This is a genomic window from Paenibacillus ihuae (assembly GCF_001368795.1).
Taxonomy (GTDB): Bacteria; Bacillota; Bacilli; order Paenibacillales; family Paenibacillaceae; genus Paenibacillus_AQ; species Paenibacillus_AQ ihuae.
In genome coordinates this window covers 241,304-257,007 of record NZ_LN831201.1, presented here as the reverse complement: position 1 = coordinate 257,007, position 15,704 = coordinate 241,304, and the positions used below count along the sequence as shown (strand labels likewise).

16 protein-coding genes and 1 riboswitch are annotated in these 15,704 nt (G+C 50.3%); of the genes, 4 read left to right on the top strand and 12 right to left on the bottom strand.

The window, feature by feature from the left end:
- The coding region (locus tag AQR02_RS25585) for a 2-oxoglutarate dehydrogenase E1 component (RefSeq protein WP_054943196.1) at positions 1 to 2,058 on the bottom strand (2,058 nt) is incomplete at its 3' end.
- A gap of 461 nt (positions 2,059 to 2,519) precedes the next feature.
- A riboswitch (cyclic di-GMP riboswitch) is annotated at positions 2,520 to 2,605 on the top strand.
- Between the two features lie 33 nt (positions 2,606 to 2,638).
- On the opposite strand from AQR02_RS25585, the gene AQR02_RS31620 reads away from it, so the two are divergent.
- Positions 2,639 to 2,785 carry an anti-repressor SinI family protein gene (locus AQR02_RS31620; RefSeq protein ID WP_082452084.1) on the top strand — a complete coding sequence of 49 codons (147 nt, stop codon included), beginning with the start codon at positions 2,639 to 2,641 and terminating at the stop codon, positions 2,783 to 2,785.
- A gap of 91 nt (positions 2,786 to 2,876) precedes the next feature.
- Here the strand turns inward: AQR02_RS31620 and AQR02_RS25580 are convergent, their stop codons facing one another.
- The 11 genes from AQR02_RS25580 to AQR02_RS25530 form a co-directional block, all read right to left on the bottom strand.
- Positions 2,877 to 3,206, bottom strand: coding sequence for a helix-turn-helix domain-containing protein (locus AQR02_RS25580; protein WP_054943240.1), 330 nt, complete (start codon positions 3,204 to 3,206; stop codon positions 2,877 to 2,879).
- A gap of 173 nt (positions 3,207 to 3,379) precedes the next feature.
- Positions 3,380 to 3,970 (bottom strand): TasA family protein, encoded by a 591-nt coding sequence (locus AQR02_RS25575; RefSeq protein WP_054943195.1) that lies wholly within the window; start codon positions 3,968 to 3,970, stop codon positions 3,380 to 3,382.
- Between the two features lie 47 nt (positions 3,971 to 4,017).
- Positions 4,018 to 4,614 (bottom strand): TasA family protein, encoded by a 597-nt coding sequence (locus AQR02_RS25570; RefSeq protein ID WP_054943194.1) that lies wholly within the window; start codon positions 4,612 to 4,614, stop codon positions 4,018 to 4,020.
- Between the two features lie 91 nt (positions 4,615 to 4,705).
- Positions 4,706 to 5,293 carry a signal peptidase I SipW gene (sipW, locus tag AQR02_RS25565; RefSeq protein WP_054943193.1) on the bottom strand — a complete coding sequence of 196 codons (588 nt, stop codon included), beginning with the start codon at positions 5,291 to 5,293 and terminating at the stop codon, positions 4,706 to 4,708.
- Positions 5,293 to 6,546 (bottom strand): prolipoprotein diacylglyceryl transferase, encoded by a 1,254-nt coding sequence (locus tag AQR02_RS25560; RefSeq protein ID WP_054943192.1) that lies wholly within the window; start codon positions 6,544 to 6,546, stop codon positions 5,293 to 5,295. The genes sipW and AQR02_RS25560 overlap by 1 nt, the downstream gene beginning before the upstream one ends.
- A 369-nt stretch (positions 6,547 to 6,915) precedes the next feature.
- Positions 6,916 to 7,893 (bottom strand): aldo/keto reductase, encoded by a 978-nt coding sequence (locus tag AQR02_RS25555; RefSeq protein ID WP_054943191.1) that lies wholly within the window; start codon positions 7,891 to 7,893, stop codon positions 6,916 to 6,918.
- Between the two features lie 53 nt (positions 7,894 to 7,946).
- A complete protein-coding gene (locus AQR02_RS25550; RefSeq protein ID WP_054943190.1) occupies positions 7,947 to 8,177 on the bottom strand; it encodes a hypothetical protein in 231 nt (76 codons plus the stop codon).
- 101 nt (positions 8,178 to 8,278) lie between these two features.
- Entirely contained in the window at positions 8,279 to 8,839 is a 561-nt protein-coding gene (locus tag AQR02_RS25545; protein WP_054943189.1) for a PadR family transcriptional regulator, read from the bottom strand.
- 6 nt (positions 8,840 to 8,845) lie between these two features.
- Positions 8,846 to 10,366: an MDR family MFS transporter gene (locus AQR02_RS25540; protein WP_054943188.1), complete on the bottom strand. Its 1,521-nt coding sequence runs from the start codon at positions 10,364 to 10,366 to the stop codon at positions 8,846 to 8,848.
- A gap of 202 nt (positions 10,367 to 10,568) precedes the next feature.
- Entirely contained in the window at positions 10,569 to 11,954 is a 1,386-nt protein-coding gene (locus tag AQR02_RS25535) for a bifunctional diguanylate cyclase/phosphohydrolase (protein WP_342447503.1), read from the bottom strand.
- A 713-nt stretch (positions 11,955 to 12,667) separates the two neighbouring features.
- The gene (locus tag AQR02_RS25530) at positions 12,668 to 13,255 is read right to left on the bottom strand and encodes a DUF5317 domain-containing protein (RefSeq protein ID WP_054943186.1); all 588 of its coding nucleotides are present in this window, start codon (positions 13,253 to 13,255) and stop codon (positions 12,668 to 12,670) included.
- A 180-nt stretch (positions 13,256 to 13,435) separates the two neighbouring features.
- On the opposite strand from AQR02_RS25530, the gene AQR02_RS25525 reads away from it, so the two are divergent.
- From AQR02_RS25525 to AQR02_RS25515, 3 genes are all read left to right on the top strand, one after another.
- Positions 13,436 to 13,777 (top strand): metal-sensitive transcriptional regulator, encoded by a 342-nt coding sequence (locus AQR02_RS25525; RefSeq protein WP_054943185.1) that lies wholly within the window; start codon positions 13,436 to 13,438, stop codon positions 13,775 to 13,777.
- Between the two features lie 48 nt (positions 13,778 to 13,825).
- The gene (gene copZ, locus AQR02_RS25520) at positions 13,826 to 14,026 is read left to right on the top strand and encodes a copper chaperone CopZ (RefSeq protein WP_054943184.1); all 201 of its coding nucleotides are present in this window, start codon (positions 13,826 to 13,828) and stop codon (positions 14,024 to 14,026) included.
- 115 nt (positions 14,027 to 14,141) lie between these two features.
- Positions 14,142 to 15,704: heavy metal translocating P-type ATPase (locus AQR02_RS25515; RefSeq protein WP_148449215.1), on the top strand; the 1,563-nt coding region annotated here is incomplete at its 3' end.

The following is a 15,704-nucleotide window of genomic DNA, read 5'->3' as shown; positions in this document are numbered from 1 at the left end:
GATGACGAAGGTTTCCGGGGCGAACACATTATAGCCATACTCATAGCCGAGCACCGACGCTTCCGAGAGCGGGCTGTTGTATACCCCGAAGGAAGCGGAAGATGACTTGATCTGATGCAGCGGAGAGTACAGTGCGCCTGTCTCGCTGTCATGCAGTACGAGGTGGCGGTGGGCAAACGTGCCGCGCTGTGAATCCTGTCCGCTGAGGCGGATCGGGGTACCGTCCTTCAGAATGGTCGCGAAGGCCAGCGTTTCGGCCAAAGCCCAATCAACCCGCTCTCCATCCTTGAGCGCATCCTTGCGCCGCTGGAGAATCCGCTCCAGCTTCGGATATACCTTGAAGCCATGAGGCGCGGTCAACAGCTCCTGGTTGATCTCCTGTAGGCTGCTGAGCGGAACTGCTGTAGTGCGCGGAGCCTCGGATCCCACATCAAGAGCCACTGCCGTTTTGGACTCTGCATTTTTGTGCTTGCCTTCTTTCATAGACTCAAAGGCTGCCTGCAGTACGCTTTCTGCCTCAGCATTCATACGCTGCACATCTTCCGCCGAAATGATTTTCTCGCTCTGCAGCCGTTCGGCGTAGACTTTGTAGACCGTCGGGTGATTCCGGACGTTGCTGTAGACAATCGGCTGAGTGGTATCAGGGTCATCCATCTCATTATGGCCGTGACGGCGGTAGCCGATCAGATCAATCACGAAATCCTTTTTGAACAGATTGCGGTAGGCACTTGCCAGACGGACGGCTGAGATGCAGGCTTCCGGATCATCGGCGTTGACATGCACAATCGGAATTTCATAGCCCTTCGCCAGGTCGCTGGCATAGTGGGTAGATCTGGAATCCTCGCTTTCCGTCGTAAAGCCAATCCGGTTATTGACGATAATATGCAGGGTGCCGCCATTCTGATAACCTTTCAATTTGCCGATATTAAGTGTTTCCGCAACGATGCCCTCACCCGGGAAAGCGGCATCCCCGTGCATAAGAACAGCCATAGCTTTACTCGTGTCCAGCTTCGGCAATCCCGGTGTGCTCCGGTCCTCCTGAGCAGCACGGGTGAAGCCTTCAACCACTGGATTCACGAATTCCAAATGGCTCGGGTTGTTGGCCAGCGTGATCCGCGTACGCACGGTTTCTCCCTGTCTTACCGCACGGTCTGCACCGAGATGGTACTTCACATCGCCGGTCCAGCCGTAGTTGATGCCCATGGAGCCTTCGGATGGAAACAGCTCTTTATTCGGGGAGTGATGGAACTCTGAGAAAATAATATCATACGGTTTGCCCAGAATGTGAGCCAATACATTCAGGCGTCCGCGGTGAGCCATTCCCATCAGGATATGCTCTGCACCGTCATGGGCGGCCGCACGCACGACTTCATCCAGCATCGGTACCAGGGCGTCATTGCCTTCCAGACTGAAGCGTTTCTGGCCGACAAAGGTTTTGTGCAGGAAGGTCTCGAACTGTTCCACCTGAATCAGCCGGTTCAGCAGCTCTTTACGTTCACTGTTGTTCAGGGGAGCAGGGGAGCTAGTGGATTCCGCCTGACTGTTCAGCCAGCGCAGCTCCTTCTCGTCATGCACATGCCCGAATTCATAGGCAATAGTCCGGGTATAGGCCTGAAGCATGCGCTGGACGGCATCCCATGCGGTCTTGACATCTCCCGGAGCGTTCTCCCAGATCAGGGAAGCCGGCAACGCCAGCAGATCCTCACGGGTCAAATCATAGGTTTTATAATCCAGCCACTGGGCCATAGGGTTCTCCCCCCGGTCCAGCGGATCAATGTTGGCGGCCCGATGGCCATGTATGCGAATATTAGCGATCAGCTTCGAGGCTCTTACAGCCTTTTTCAGCCACTCCGCATCTCCTGATATGGAAGGCTGCGGTACCTGGGCCATATCCGGATCCAGGGGTGGAGGGCCGGAAGTGGTAAAAAGATCGCGGTAGTTAGGTTCTACAGAAGATGGATCATTAACGAACTGCTCATATTTCTCTTGAATATAACCTAAATTCGGTCCGTAATAATTGCTCCAAACGGATTCATTATAAGGTCCTTTGGCTGCCATGAATACATCCTCCTAACGGATGAACCCCACATGCGCCCAAACAGCACCGGCGTTAGGTGGAGCCTCGATGTTTGCGGTTTCATTCCTTATCCTATTGTGCTACTTTAGGGGCGGCTAATCAATTCATACTTTGATCTATTCCGTTCGCAAAACGGCATGATTCAGCCTATAATTGATGCGAAACAATCATATATTTTTTTAGTGTTTTGAATTCTGAAAATTGGGTATATGGTTTAATAAATATATAGGTAAATAGTTGCGGTTCAGTTTAGGTCCTAAGGGGTAGAATTGGCAGAATGCCTATTTGAGTTACACATATTATTACAAATTTAAGCTATTTTTTTCAAATTCTTTTCATGATATATTTCCATTAATCGACACACTTTTTGGGCAAGGCATTATATAATGTTATTGCGGATAACGGTTTCATGAATTCTAGCCAGATCCTTTCATGTGAAGGATCCAGTAAAGGGTAAACCTCGCCGAAAGGCAGGGACACAAAGTCTCGGGTCTAATGTAGAAATACTACGACGGCCGGACTGCCTGGGGACGCAAAATCTTAGGAGGAGATTTCTTGGATATGTCCAACCAGGGGAATGATGGGGAACTGCAGGCAGTTGATCTGGATTTAGAATGGGTGTATTTGATGATGTCGGCCAAGAAGGCCGGCCTCAAGGTGGATGAGATCCGCCAGTTTTTAAGTGAAAAAACGTTGCAGGTAATGTGAGATGGGGCTGACCGGACGATACATACAGAAAAGGGCACAGCGAAAGAGATGCTGTGCCCTTTTCTGTATGGCTGGGAAGAGTGGAGTCGTTTTAATCCTTCTGCTCCAGCCGCCATTTCTGATAATCGAGAAATTCCTTAAATTCCCGTTTGCTTATCCCTGAAGCCATAGCTTCCTGTACGAGCCGGAACCATTCTCCGTCGAGTGAAGCCTCCTGTGATTCCAGGGGTTCGCCATACAGCAGTGCATGAATAGATACCTGAAGCGCATCGGCGATCTTTTCGATGAATTGGATAGAGGGGTTGGATTGAATGTTTCTTTCCACATTGCTTAGGTATGATTTCGCCACGTCAGCCTTGTCCGCCAGCTCAGATAAAGACAAACCCTTTTCCAAACGGAGATGGTGGATGCGACTTCCCATATTATCTGGCACGATTAAAACGCCCTCCGTACTTTTTGTTATCAGTATAGCAAATTTTCTCATAGCGGACAAAAATCATTGTTTGGTCGTCACCGGCTGCGGTCCCGTGTATAAAAAAGGCATATCCCGCCCGGGTTAGGGAAGGATATGCCTTTTTGGTGAGAATACCTCGACTATTTAAGTTCTCCTAAACCTTGTTTAGCATTGAAGGTCCAGGTAAGGTCCAGTTTATCTCCCTGGAATACGTTCTGATCCTGACCGTTGTCTACAAAGACGAAGGCTACCTTGAAGACCTTGGATTGTCCGGCTGCGATACCGCCAGGCAGTGCGCCGGTGCTGATCAAATCATAGTTAGCCGTGTTTTTCAGATCCTTCAGGGAGATTTCCCCGATGACAAAATTGGTGATGTCGCCGCTGACATAAGTATCTTTGAGAAGCTTAACTTTGAAATGGTCACCCAGATCCTGTCCCGCGTTATTCGTACCCGCATCAGTTACCGTGTAAGCGCTAGCCAGTTTCAGCTCCTTGATATCGAGTGAGCCGCTGTTTTGCAGAGTGAAGTTGCGCACGGCGATGTCACCAGGCTTGAGGTTGCTGAGGTTAACGATTTCCGACGGGCTGGTATTCAGATCCAGAGTTCCTGCCGCGAAGGTGGCTGTGCTCTGCGCAGTATCGCTGAAGTAAGCGAACGTTCCTCCCCCGATTAAAGACAATCCCAGTGCCGCCGATGCAATACCCAGACCCAGTGTTTTTTTGATACCCATAATATAAATTCCTCCTCGGTTATGTTTTTATTATTGAATAGCAGGGTTTACTTAAATTCGCCGGCTCCCTGGCTGGCTTCGAAGTTCCAGGTAAGCTTCAGCTTGTCGCCCTGGTAGTAGTTTTGCGGCTGGAAGGTTTCTTTGAAGGCAAATTGAACGGTGAGCTTATCCTCGGTACCCGCTTTAATGCCTGATTTTTCGCCTCCAAGCACGGTGCCCAGTAATTTTCTGGCTACGAGATCCGGGCTCTGGCTCTCCAGATCGGCGAGCGAAATGATAAGAACCTCCGGCTGTTTTTTGTCGTTGTTATTCAGGAAAGTAACGATAATATCATCCTTCAGATTATGGCTGCCGTTGTTGTTGTTCGTGTCCGTCACTGCGGATGAAGTCTTCAGCAAGACCTTGGGAATGTCGAGGGAGCCGTCATTTTTCAGTTTGAAATCTCTGGTGATCAGATCGCCAGGCTTCAGATTGCTGAGATCAACAATGACAGCAGGGTCAGAGGTGAGGCTTAGAGTTCCGTTGTTAAATGCAGCCGTGCTCTGAGCGGAATCGCTAAAGTAAGCGAAAGTGCCTCCGCCGACAAGTGTCAGGCCAAGCGCTGCGGAAGCAACGCCGAGACCCAGTGTTTTTTTAATATTCATTTGTTCATCCCTCTCTCATAGATCTTTTTGGCAACAGGTGTACCTTTAATTATTGTGACTCCGCGTTTCGTAAACGGGAGATAACAATCAGTTATTGAAGCGGCATGGTTTCTGGGCCTGCCGGCGCGGCTGCGGCGCTTTTCTTCTCGAGTGCGGAAACGGCCTTCCAGGAGGTGTAGAGTGCATAGAGCAGCAGCAGGAGACCCGGTATAATCATCAGCATGACACTGCCTGCCTTCGAAACCGCGAAATTCATCGCGTACCCCACATAAGGAACTGTTACTCCGGAATATTGCCCTACGACATTCGTTGAGCTGACCGCAGCAGAATCCGCAGCATCATTATTATCGCCTTTGGTTGTATAGGTAGCTTCACCCGTGGCAGTGTTTACAGTCGCATCGATGACCCGGTGGGTGATCAGAATATTCTCAGGATTCATAAATGTAATGACATCGCCCTTTTGGAACCGGGTCATATCGCCGCCAGGCTTGATAGCAACGATGGAGCCGGTATGGATGCCGGGTTCCATGGAGCCGGATAAGACGGTTTTGATCTGATAGCCGAAGAAAGCCGGTTCGCCGCCGGAAGCTTTGGAGATCACTACGGCAACTACCACAAGCAGGAAAACAAGGGACATCAGCAGGGTCAGTGCTGTACTGACTATTTTTTTAATACGCATTATTCATCGCCGCCTTTACTGGGTTCTGTGACCGGAACAGGAGAAGCTGCGGGAAGTTCCGGTACGGTATTGTCATTTTCGGTTATGTCCTGAACAGGCACTGCTGCCGGTGTTGGAGACGGATCGGGTGTATCCACACCTGAAGCAGGGGCGTCTGGGGCGGCAGTGTCTGGAGCGGTGCTGTTGTCCGGCGCCGGCTTATCCTCTGCAGGTTTATCTTCTGCAGGTTTGCCGTTGTCCGGCACCGCAGGGACGGTTATCTCTGGGTTTCCTTCTCCAGCTTCAACAACCGGGATCTTGTCACCTGCAGGATCTTTATTGTCCTGCTTGCCGTCATCAGCTTTTTCCGCCAATGCTTCTTCCTGAAGCTTTGCCTTGGCATCTGTGATTTCCAGCTGCTGATTGTGCAGACTGCTTACTGCCGAGGACAGGCTGCTCCGGGTCGCGGTTAGATCAGCATTCATCTGCTCATAGGCCGCCTGCAATTCGGCAGAAATATCAGGCTGTGCTTCATATGCCTTGGCCATGAAATCAAGCAACCCGCTGCCGCCGGAAAAGCGGGAGTGTTCCTGCCCAAGTAATCCGCGGTCAGGATTGCCTGGCGGCAGCATACTGCCGGCTGTATGAATAGAGCCTAGATAGTCCACAATTTCGTTGTAAGTATTCTTAAGCGGTTCAGACAATACTCCGCTTTGGGCAGAATCCAGTTGGATTTGCCCGAAGATCTGTGCATCACGGATTTCCAGACAATTGGGTTCAAGTTGGAGCATATAGCCCCAGGCCTGATGCAGAATAGCTGCCGCACTACTGGCCTCCTGCAGAATCTGCTGCCAGATCCTGAAGTTGGTGTTGAGCTGTGCATCAATTGCCGCAATGGCGGAATTGGCAGAGTAAATCTTTCCTGCTACAAGCTCTGCAGCCTGATCCAGCTCATCCGGAGACAGTGCTGTGAGGTCCGCGGGACCTGTGAACTCTCCAGCCGTGCTGTGGCTGGCAAGAGAAGACTTAAGCTCGATGATTCTGTGGATGTGCACTGACAGCTCCGAGAGCAGCTGTTCAAGCTGTCCCGGGAAGACGGAGCAGAGCTCTATGCTGCTGGTTTGCTGCAGCGAGGTGTTGTACTCTCCGTAGGTGCTGCCGATCTGACCGGAGGTGTACAGGACAAGAACGGATACAGCCATACCGGATTGCAGAATACGAAGCCCGGTTTTACTTGGCTTTTTTTTACGCCGTCTGGCGGATCTGGGGTACAAAGGCTGGCCCCCCTCTCATGGCTTTACGATCATTCATTCGTTATACTTGTTCTTTATTAAGAACGATTTGATAAGGAAATCATACACCGTCCGCCGGGCAAAAGAAAAATGTGAATTAAGCCTAAAAGTTCTTAATAACGTACAATAATGGGTTATTATCTTTGTATTACTGCTAATTTCGCTGTTTTACGTAAAATATTCTTTATAAAGAACAATTAGCGTGTCTGACAGATCGCCAATAACGCAAAGCAGCGGTCCTCCAATGTCTGGAGAACCGCTGCTTTGTTTCGGTAGATTATAGTATACGTCAGAAGCAGTTTCAAGCTCATGGGAATTCTGCCTTCTGCCGGCTGGGCAGTTGCTTGGCGGTTAAGGAAGCTTGTCTCCGCGTGAGCTTACATACAGGTCATACCATTCCTTGCGGGTCAGCTCCAGCTTGTCTGCACCTGCGCAGGCGGCAATCCGCTGCGGATTCACCGTTCCGATGACAGGCTGAATGGCCGCCGGATGGGTCATCAGCCAGGACAGAACGATGGCCTCTGGCGTCGTATTCTTCTGCCGGGCAAGCTCTTTGACCAGTGCGGCTGTATTCACGACATTCTCCGGCTGGCCTTCAAGTGAACGCCCGCTGAAGCTTCCCTGGGCCAGCGGCCCCCAGGCCTGCAGCTGGATGTTCTCCATGCGGCAGTATTCTATCGTTCCCTCCGGAAAGGTAATATCCTTCCAAGGCTCGCGGTTCACACTGACCATGGCATCAAGCCAGCTGATCTTGGCCAGACTCATATGCAGCTGATTGACGATAAAGGGTTCGTCACAGTAATGCTGGAGCAGCCTGATCTGAGCAGCGCTCATATTGGAGACGCCGAAGTGGCGCACTTTTCCTGCCGCTTTGAGCTGATGTAGTGCTTCGGCTACTTCTTCGGGGTCCATCAGCGGATCAGGACGATGCAGCAGCAGGATATCAATATAGTCTGTCCCGAGGCGGGATAAGGTTCCGTCGACACTTTTTAGAATATGCTCTCTGGAAATATCGAACGTATTGGTGGTATCCCCCGGTTCAATCAGCTTGATGCCGCATTTGGATTGAATAATGATCTCTTCGCGCAGGCCCGGCCGGTCTTTAAAGATCTGCCCGAATACCTTCTCCGCTTTCCCGCGGGTATAAATATCGGCATGATCAAAAAAATTGATGCCGATAGACAATGCAGCTTCTACTGCTTCATGTCCCTGTTTGATATTCTCAGCTGTAACCGGTTCATGGTCCCAGCCTCCGCCCAGCCCCATACATCCTAAGGCTATGCGGCTGGCAGGAATTCCGCGTTTGTTAAGTGGCAGCGTTCTCAGCAAAAAATATCCCTCCGTCACTATGGAATTGAAGAATCAGGGAATATTGTACACCTTTAGAAGCCGGTGTGGTATTTTTTGTCGCTGGAGGAACGGTGCTTCGTGCCCTCCTTATCCTTCTCCTCTTGCTTTTCCAGTGTTAAATCCTCCACCGGAATCGGATCGACGTTCTGCTCGCTTTCATGCATGTCGAACAGGCTGGGCTTATCCGTCGGGTATTGCTCCGGATGGTCGCGGTTGTCTCCCTGCAGTCTTTTGTCCTCGTGCGGCTTCTTGTTTTCGTTCATGTTTGTTTCCTCGCTCTCATTTTGCAGTTTTGTTCGTTAATACACGTAATAGGCTGCTGTTAAACAGCAAAGAGGCCCTGAGGGCCTCTTCTGTTCCTTGCCTATAACGACAGCGGGGTTCCGAAGTCGTTCAATTTGCGTGCCGCAACATCCTCATAGAGACGTTTCAGCCATTTCAGTTCAGTAAGACTGTGCTCATATCTGCCGTACATCAGATGAAGCGCCGAACGGGGGACGACAGAAATATGGTCTTCGTACACCTGGTAGGCATAGTTGACCTGATGTTCTATCTCCCGGATCCGTTCCTCCAGTACCTTCTCGACTTTATCCTGGTCGATATAGCGGGAGAGGGCCAGGGCCATATAGAGGGGATGAAAGACCAGATCGACTTTCTTAATCTGCTGCAGTATAAGCTGCTCGAACAAGGCCTTGCCCTTATCGGTAATGTGGTAAATCGTCTTGTCCGGCCGGTCATTGCTGCGGATCGTCTCTACAGCTTCAATATAATCATCCTCAGCCAGCTTGTCGACAGCATAGTAGAGGGAGCCCATCTGCAGCTTCATCATCTGATCATACATTCGTTCCTTCATAATGAGTGTGATCTCATAAGGATGCATGTCCTTCTCCTGAAGCAGACCGAGGATCACCAGTTTCATAGACATCGCCCGTTACCCGCGTTCAGTGGAGTGCTGAGCAGCCTTTGGCTGAACTGTAAGGCGGTCTTTAGGCATCAGGAATACAAAGACTACGCCCAGCACCGCAGGAATCAGCGCCCACATAAAGGTATGAGAGATGGAATCGGATAATGCCCCTGTAATCTTATCCAGTACGGCAGCCGGAATGTTGGCTCTTGCCTCTGGTGTCAGAGCTGCGCGCGAATCACCAAACGAAGCGGATTCTGCGCTGCCGCCAAAGGCATCGCTAAGGCTGTTCGTAAAGCCGTTGCGCTGGATAATTCCGAAGATCGTAATTCCGAGTGTCATGCCAAGCGAGCGCATAAAGGTGCTGGTGGAAGTAGCTGATCCGCGCTGGCGCATATCGAAATGATGAATAGAGGACATGCTGAGCACGGAGAAGGAGAAGCCCACACCAAATCCGGTCAGTGCCATAAAGGTATTAAGCATCAGCCGGGAGGTATCCGGCGACAGGGTGCTCAAGCAGAAGACCCCAGCAAGGAAGCACACAGCCGATAGAAGCATGATATTGCGGAAGCTGGTTTTGGTGGTGAGCAGTCCTCCGGTCTGGCTGCCGAGGACGGTCCCGATCATCATCGGCATCAGAATAAGCCCTGAATTGGTAGCCGAGCCGCCGTAAACACCCTGTACAAAGATAGGGATATATACAGTTGCCACGATAAAGGTCGAGCCGTAGAACAAGCCGATTACACTGCTCGTTGCGAAAAGGCGTTTACCAAACATGGCGAAGGAGATGACCGGTTCAGAAGCGTATCGCTCGATGAAGATGAAAGCAATCAGCAGGACCGCAAAGCCGGCGAATAAGCCGAGGATAGCCGCAGAATCCCAAGCATATTGATTGCCGCCCAGCTCCAGTGCAAACATCAGGCAGATAATGGAGCCGACAAGCGTGAAAGCTCCACCCCAGTCAATGCGCTGTTTGGCATGGGAGACGGATTCCTTATAAGACATCATAATCAGAACAAAGGCCACAATGCCGATGGGCAGATTGATATAGAATACCCACTGCCAGCTTAAGTAATCGGTAATATAGGCGCCGAGGAGCGGGCCGATGACACTGGAGATGCCGAAGACGGCGCCAAAGAGACCGGTCAGCTTGCCTCTTTTTTCCGGCGGATAGATGTCGAAGACAATGGTGAAGGCAATTGGCATCAGTGCCCCGCCGCCGATGCCTTGGATGGCCCGGTAGATGCTGAGCTGTGTAATGCTTGTTGCCGTTCCGCACAGGGCGGAACCCGCCAGGAAGACAATAAGGCCAAAAATGAAGAACCGCTTGCGTCCGTACATATCGGACAGTTTACCGAAGATTGGCGTCCCGGCCATAACCATGACCATATAAGCAGAGGTAACCCAGACGATTTTGTCGAGTCCGCCAAGCTCGGATACAATGGTGCCCATAGCTGAAGCTACAATGGTGTTGTCCATAGCGGACATTAGAATCCCAAGCAGCAGGCCGACAACTACGAGTTTTAAATTACTTTCTTTAGTATGCATGCTTAGCAGGCTCCTTTTCCGTTGGTTCTTGAAACAGTTTTTATTATATTCAAATTTGAATAGGGGAGCAACCATTATTTTCAAAGTAGTTTAGTAGTGAGTATAGGCTTAATACCAAGGCTGTATGCGGAAGGGAGCTGGAATGAGAAAGAGTGGATCAGGCTGGGGCAAAAAAAGAGCACCGCCGGGAGTCGGCGATGCTTTATACCGCCGTATCTCCGGTGCGGTGCTCCCGGGTTTCGATGTATTCAATGAAAAATTCAGTGAGCTCCGGATCAAACTGGCTTCCAGCACAGGCCCGCAGCTCAATAATCGCTTCTTCAAAGGACTTGGTCGGCTGGTATGGCCTTTCGGTAGTCATCGCATCAAAGGAGTCGATAATGGTCAGCATCCGGCAGAGACGGGGGATTTCTTCGCCCTTGAAGCCGTAGGGGTACCCTTTGCCGTCGTAACGTTCATGATGGAGCTCGATATAGGGAGCGAGTTCCTTGAATTTATCATTGGTAAGCGCCATTTTTTTGCCCCAGGTGACATGCCATTTGACCATTTCCCATTCCTCAGGCGCAAGCTTGTCTTTCTTGTTAAGGATGTTCCAGGGGATCTCCAGCTTACCGATATCATGAATAAGTGCGCCCAGGGTGAAATTCCTTTTGGATATGGAGTCGATGTCCAGCAGTTCGCTGATATCCATAGCATAACGGAAGACGCGTTTGGAATGGCGGAAGGTCTCCATGTCCTTATACATGAACAGATTCAGCTGCTGCTCAATATCGCGCACATCCTGGCTGAAATCAAGCTCCTGCTCCAGCGGTGAATGCATCCCGTAGGTATGCACAGTATTCTTTCCTTGGCGTTTGGAATAATAGAGGGCCTGATCGGCCTGATCGACAAGCTGTGATTTATCATGGATGTCTAGGCTGCAGGCCGCAATGCCGGCTGAAAATGCGAGGCAGCCGAGCGGGAAAATTTCGACACCGTCGAAGCTGCTATTGTTGAGTTTTTTGCGCAGCTGGTCAATATAATCCCGGGCTTGCAGGCTGTCATATCCGGGCATCAGCAGGGTGAACTCTTCGCCTCCGTAGCGTGCGGCAACAGTTCCGGATTTTTGGGACTCGGTTTTGAGCATTTCTCCGACGAAGGAGATCAGCTTGTCCCCCTGAAGATGGCCGAAATGATCGTTATATTTCTTGAAGTCGTCAAGGTCAATCATCGCAAGCGACAGCGGCGCACCGGAGGACCTTGATTTCTGAATTTCCTGCTCCAAAACTTCCTCAAAGTAGCTGTGATTGAATAGTCCCGTCCGCTGGTCTGTATTAGCCCGGTCCTCAATGCTGCGGTACATGGCGAACAGTCGCTTAAAGGAATAGCAGATCAGCGTGCTGAGACATAAAAATAAAGCCAGACCGAGAAACTGGTTGTGAACGATCAGGACCACCAGGATTAGAGAAAGGACAAGGGTGCACATATATACAATAAAGGAGTCTTTAATAATATCCTTAATCGCTTCATAAAGTGTGCTTTTATATAGGATGTAATAGTATAGCCCGATCAAGAGCGTGTTGCCGATAAAATAGACTGCAAGCGTCATTAGATAAGCCGTCAGATGCTCATTGACAAGGGGCCCGGGCCGTCCGCCGAATAGGGAGAATGTATAAGAAGAGAGGCAGATCATCACAGAGTATATTGAGAAATTAGTGAGATGCTTCCACCAGCTGGTGCTGCGATCAAAAAAGTAGAAGATTAGGCAATTCAATAAAAGTACTGTCAAAGCCCCGGAGCCGCCGAAGACGAAGATGCATGCTAAATACACGGAGGATTCCATCGTCAGCTCGTTGCCCTCCGGAGGAAGTTGAACAAGAGAAAAGGTAAGTAGTAAGCTGGCTCCGGTAAGCGAATAAATCCAAACCCATTTTGGAGTAGTATAGTTTAGAAATTCTAAGTGATTGCTGTATCCAAAGAGCGCTACTCCGAGAAGACATATGAGCAGAGCGTATATATGGCCAGAATTAATAACGCCTGAAAACGATTTAAACTTTGACATAATTACCCCTCTTTATTAACAAAATGTGCCTGAGTACATAATAATGGTTTTAGGGATAAATGAATAGTATTTGCAAAAAAGCAGGCTGTTTTCAGCCTGCTTCTTAAGTGAGACCAGATTATAGTCCGCCGATTCTGAAACCTGATGTAAGAGCGATAATTACGGAAGCTACGATAATAGCATTGATCGCAAGACGGGAATATTTGATGCCTTCCAGTTTCTTTTTCATGGGAGTCCCTCCTTTTTATTTAGTTAGCGGCTTATCCCTGCACTTTGGGCTGCGATTTCAGGTCAACTGCGGCAGGTGTCATAATGTTCAGGAGGTATAGAAAAATCCCGAGATTCATTACCACATCGCCAATACTGATAGCCTGCGTCCGCGGATAAGGGCTGGATAGGGGGATAATGTCGCCCAGAAAAGGCAAACGGGTTGAAGCATCAAGCAGATAGTGCTTGGTGACAGCATCGCCGCTTTTTAACATCTGCAGGTAAATCGGATCCAGTACAGACGCTGCCTCAAAAGATACCGGCATTCTCCCCCCGTTGACAAGCATAACCAGAAAATTGAGGAATACGCCCGTCAAGATCAGCCAGAATCCTTTGTTGTGCCGGTTCAACCATAAAAAAATCAGCCCCACCACATACACAGCGATATAAATATACCCGCTGGCTGCGGCTACAGTGGACGACCGCTCCTGAATATCATACAACAAAAATTGGAATACCAGCAGCAGGGGGAAAATCCAGCCTGCTTTGAGCCGGATGTTGCTGAACTGAACGAGGCCGTGTCTTAATCCGCCCCGGAAGAACCCTACTATCAGTCCGAAGATGATGCCATCGTACACCATTAAGCTTACCCGCCTCTGTTCAAGATTAGAAAATATGTAAATAATGGTTGTTCTTAATGAATCTTTGATTCGCTGTTCTTCGCCATAAATCCTTTTTTTGTGCAGATAAAATTTTCTTGACATACCCCCATGGGGTATAATAAGATAAACCTGTAGCCAGGATAGGGGAGGTAATTTCGAATGGCACCGAACGAAGATAAGCAATCCTCTGCATCATGCGATAGCGGCTGTCATACTCCAGGTGAACGGAAGAGTCATCATTCGGCGGAATTTAAGAATGGGCTTGCTACCCGTCTGAACCGGATTGAGGGTCAGATTCGCGGTATTAAAGGCATGATCGAGCGGGATACTTACTGCGATGATGTACTGAATCAGCTTGCGGCAGTACAGGCTGCGCTCGGCGGAGTCGGAAAGCTGCTGCTGGAAGGGCACATGAGAAGCTGCATTATCGAGCGGATCGAAGCCGGAGAGCATGAGGTTATCGACGAACTGCTGATTACGGTCAACAAGCTTATGAAATAGGGCAATAGAGGTTAACAGCCACCACTACATTTTATAGGAGGGTTTATCATGTCAAATGTAACATTAACTGTAGAAGGAATGTCCTGCGGACACTGTGTCAGTGCTGTAGAGAAAGCCGTAAGCGGCCTGGGTGCTGCTGCTAAAGTGGACCTGCAAGCCAAGAAGGTAGCGGTCGATTACGATGAGAGCAAAGTAAGCCTGAACGATATTAAAGCTGCTATTGAAGATCAGGGATACGACGTAGTGTGAGCCGGATTCCGGCAATAAAGGCTTGGAGCCGGGATCTAATGTGATCCGGTGGCGTCCACGCCTTTTCTTTTTCACATAATTATACCCTATAGGGGTACCTGGAGGTGCGAAGACTATGGAAAAGACGGTAGAATCCGGCCTGCAGCAGGCGACCCTGCAGATTACAGGCATGACCTGCTCCGCCTGCGCGGCCCGGATTGAGAAAGGGTTATCGCGCATGGAGGGGGTATCGCGGGCCAATGTAAATCTTGCACTGGAGCAGGCGACGGTGGGCTTTGACCCTGCGGTTGCAGGTCTGCCGCAAATTGAAGAGAAAATCCGCTCACTTGGCTATGATACGCTTAAGGAATCGGCGGATTTTGATATCACTGGCATGACTTGTGCGGCCTGCTCGGCCCGGATCGAGAAGGTGCTCGGTCGGATGCCCGGCATTGCGGCGGTGAACGTAAATCTGGCGCTGGAGACCGCTCATGTGGAGTATACTCCCGGCAATATCAGCACCGCAGATATTATGGAGAAGGTCAGCAGTATCGGCTACAAGGCATCATTGAAACAGGACCGCAAAGAGACAGCCGACCAGCGGGGCCAGGAAATTATACGCAAGCGCAATAAGTGGATGATCTCGGCGGTCCTGTCCTTTCCGCTGCTATGGGCAATGGTCGGGCATTTCTCCTTCACCTCGTGGATTCCGGCGCCGGAGCTGCTGATGAATCCCTGGTTTCAGCTTGCACTGGCTACCCCGGTGCAGTTCATTATCGGCTGGCAGTTCTATGTGAGCGCCTATAAAGCGCTGAAGAACGGCAGCGCCAATATGGATGTGCTGGTAGTGCTGGGAACCTCGGCGGCGTATTTTTACAGCTTGTACTTGACGATAGATTCCCTCCGGATGAGCGGAATGAGCCATACGGTAGATATGTATTATGAGACCAGTGCGATTCTGATTACACTGATTCTGGTAGGCAAATGGTTCGAGGCCTTGGCGAAGGGGCGTTCCTCTGATGCAATCAGAAGTTTAATGGGTCTGCAGGCTAAGACTGCACTTGTTATCCGCAGCGGGGCTGAGATGAGCATCTCTGTAGAAGAGGTGATTCCGGGGGATATTGTGCTGGTGAAGCCGGGAACCAAGATTCCGGTCGACGGTAAGGTTATAGAGGGACTCTCCTCGGTAGATGAATCTATGCTGACAGGCGAGAGTATCCCCGTGGAGAAGAAGCCGGGTGATACGGTGATCGGGGCCACTGTGAACAAGAACGGGATGCTGAAGATTGAGGCCCACAAGGTAGGGCGTGATACTGCACTGGCCCAGATTATCCGGGTAGTGGAGGAAGCTCAGGGTTCCAAAGCACCGATTCAGCGGATTGCCGATGTCATCTCCGGTATTTTCGTGCCGATTGTTGTCGCCATTGCGGCGCTGACGTTTGTAATCTGGTATATATGGGGAGCGCCAGGGCAATTCTCCGATGCGCTGGAAAAAGCCATAGCCGTGCTTGTTATTGCCTGCCCTTGTGCTTTGGGGCTGGCGACCCCGACTTCCATTATGGCAGGGTCCGGCCGGGCAGCTGAATTCGGAATTCTGTTTAAAGGCGGCGAGCATCTGGAAGCTGCGCAGGGGATCCAAACCGTCGTGCTGGATAAGACAGGAACTGTGACCAGCGGCAAACCGGTGCTCACAGATATT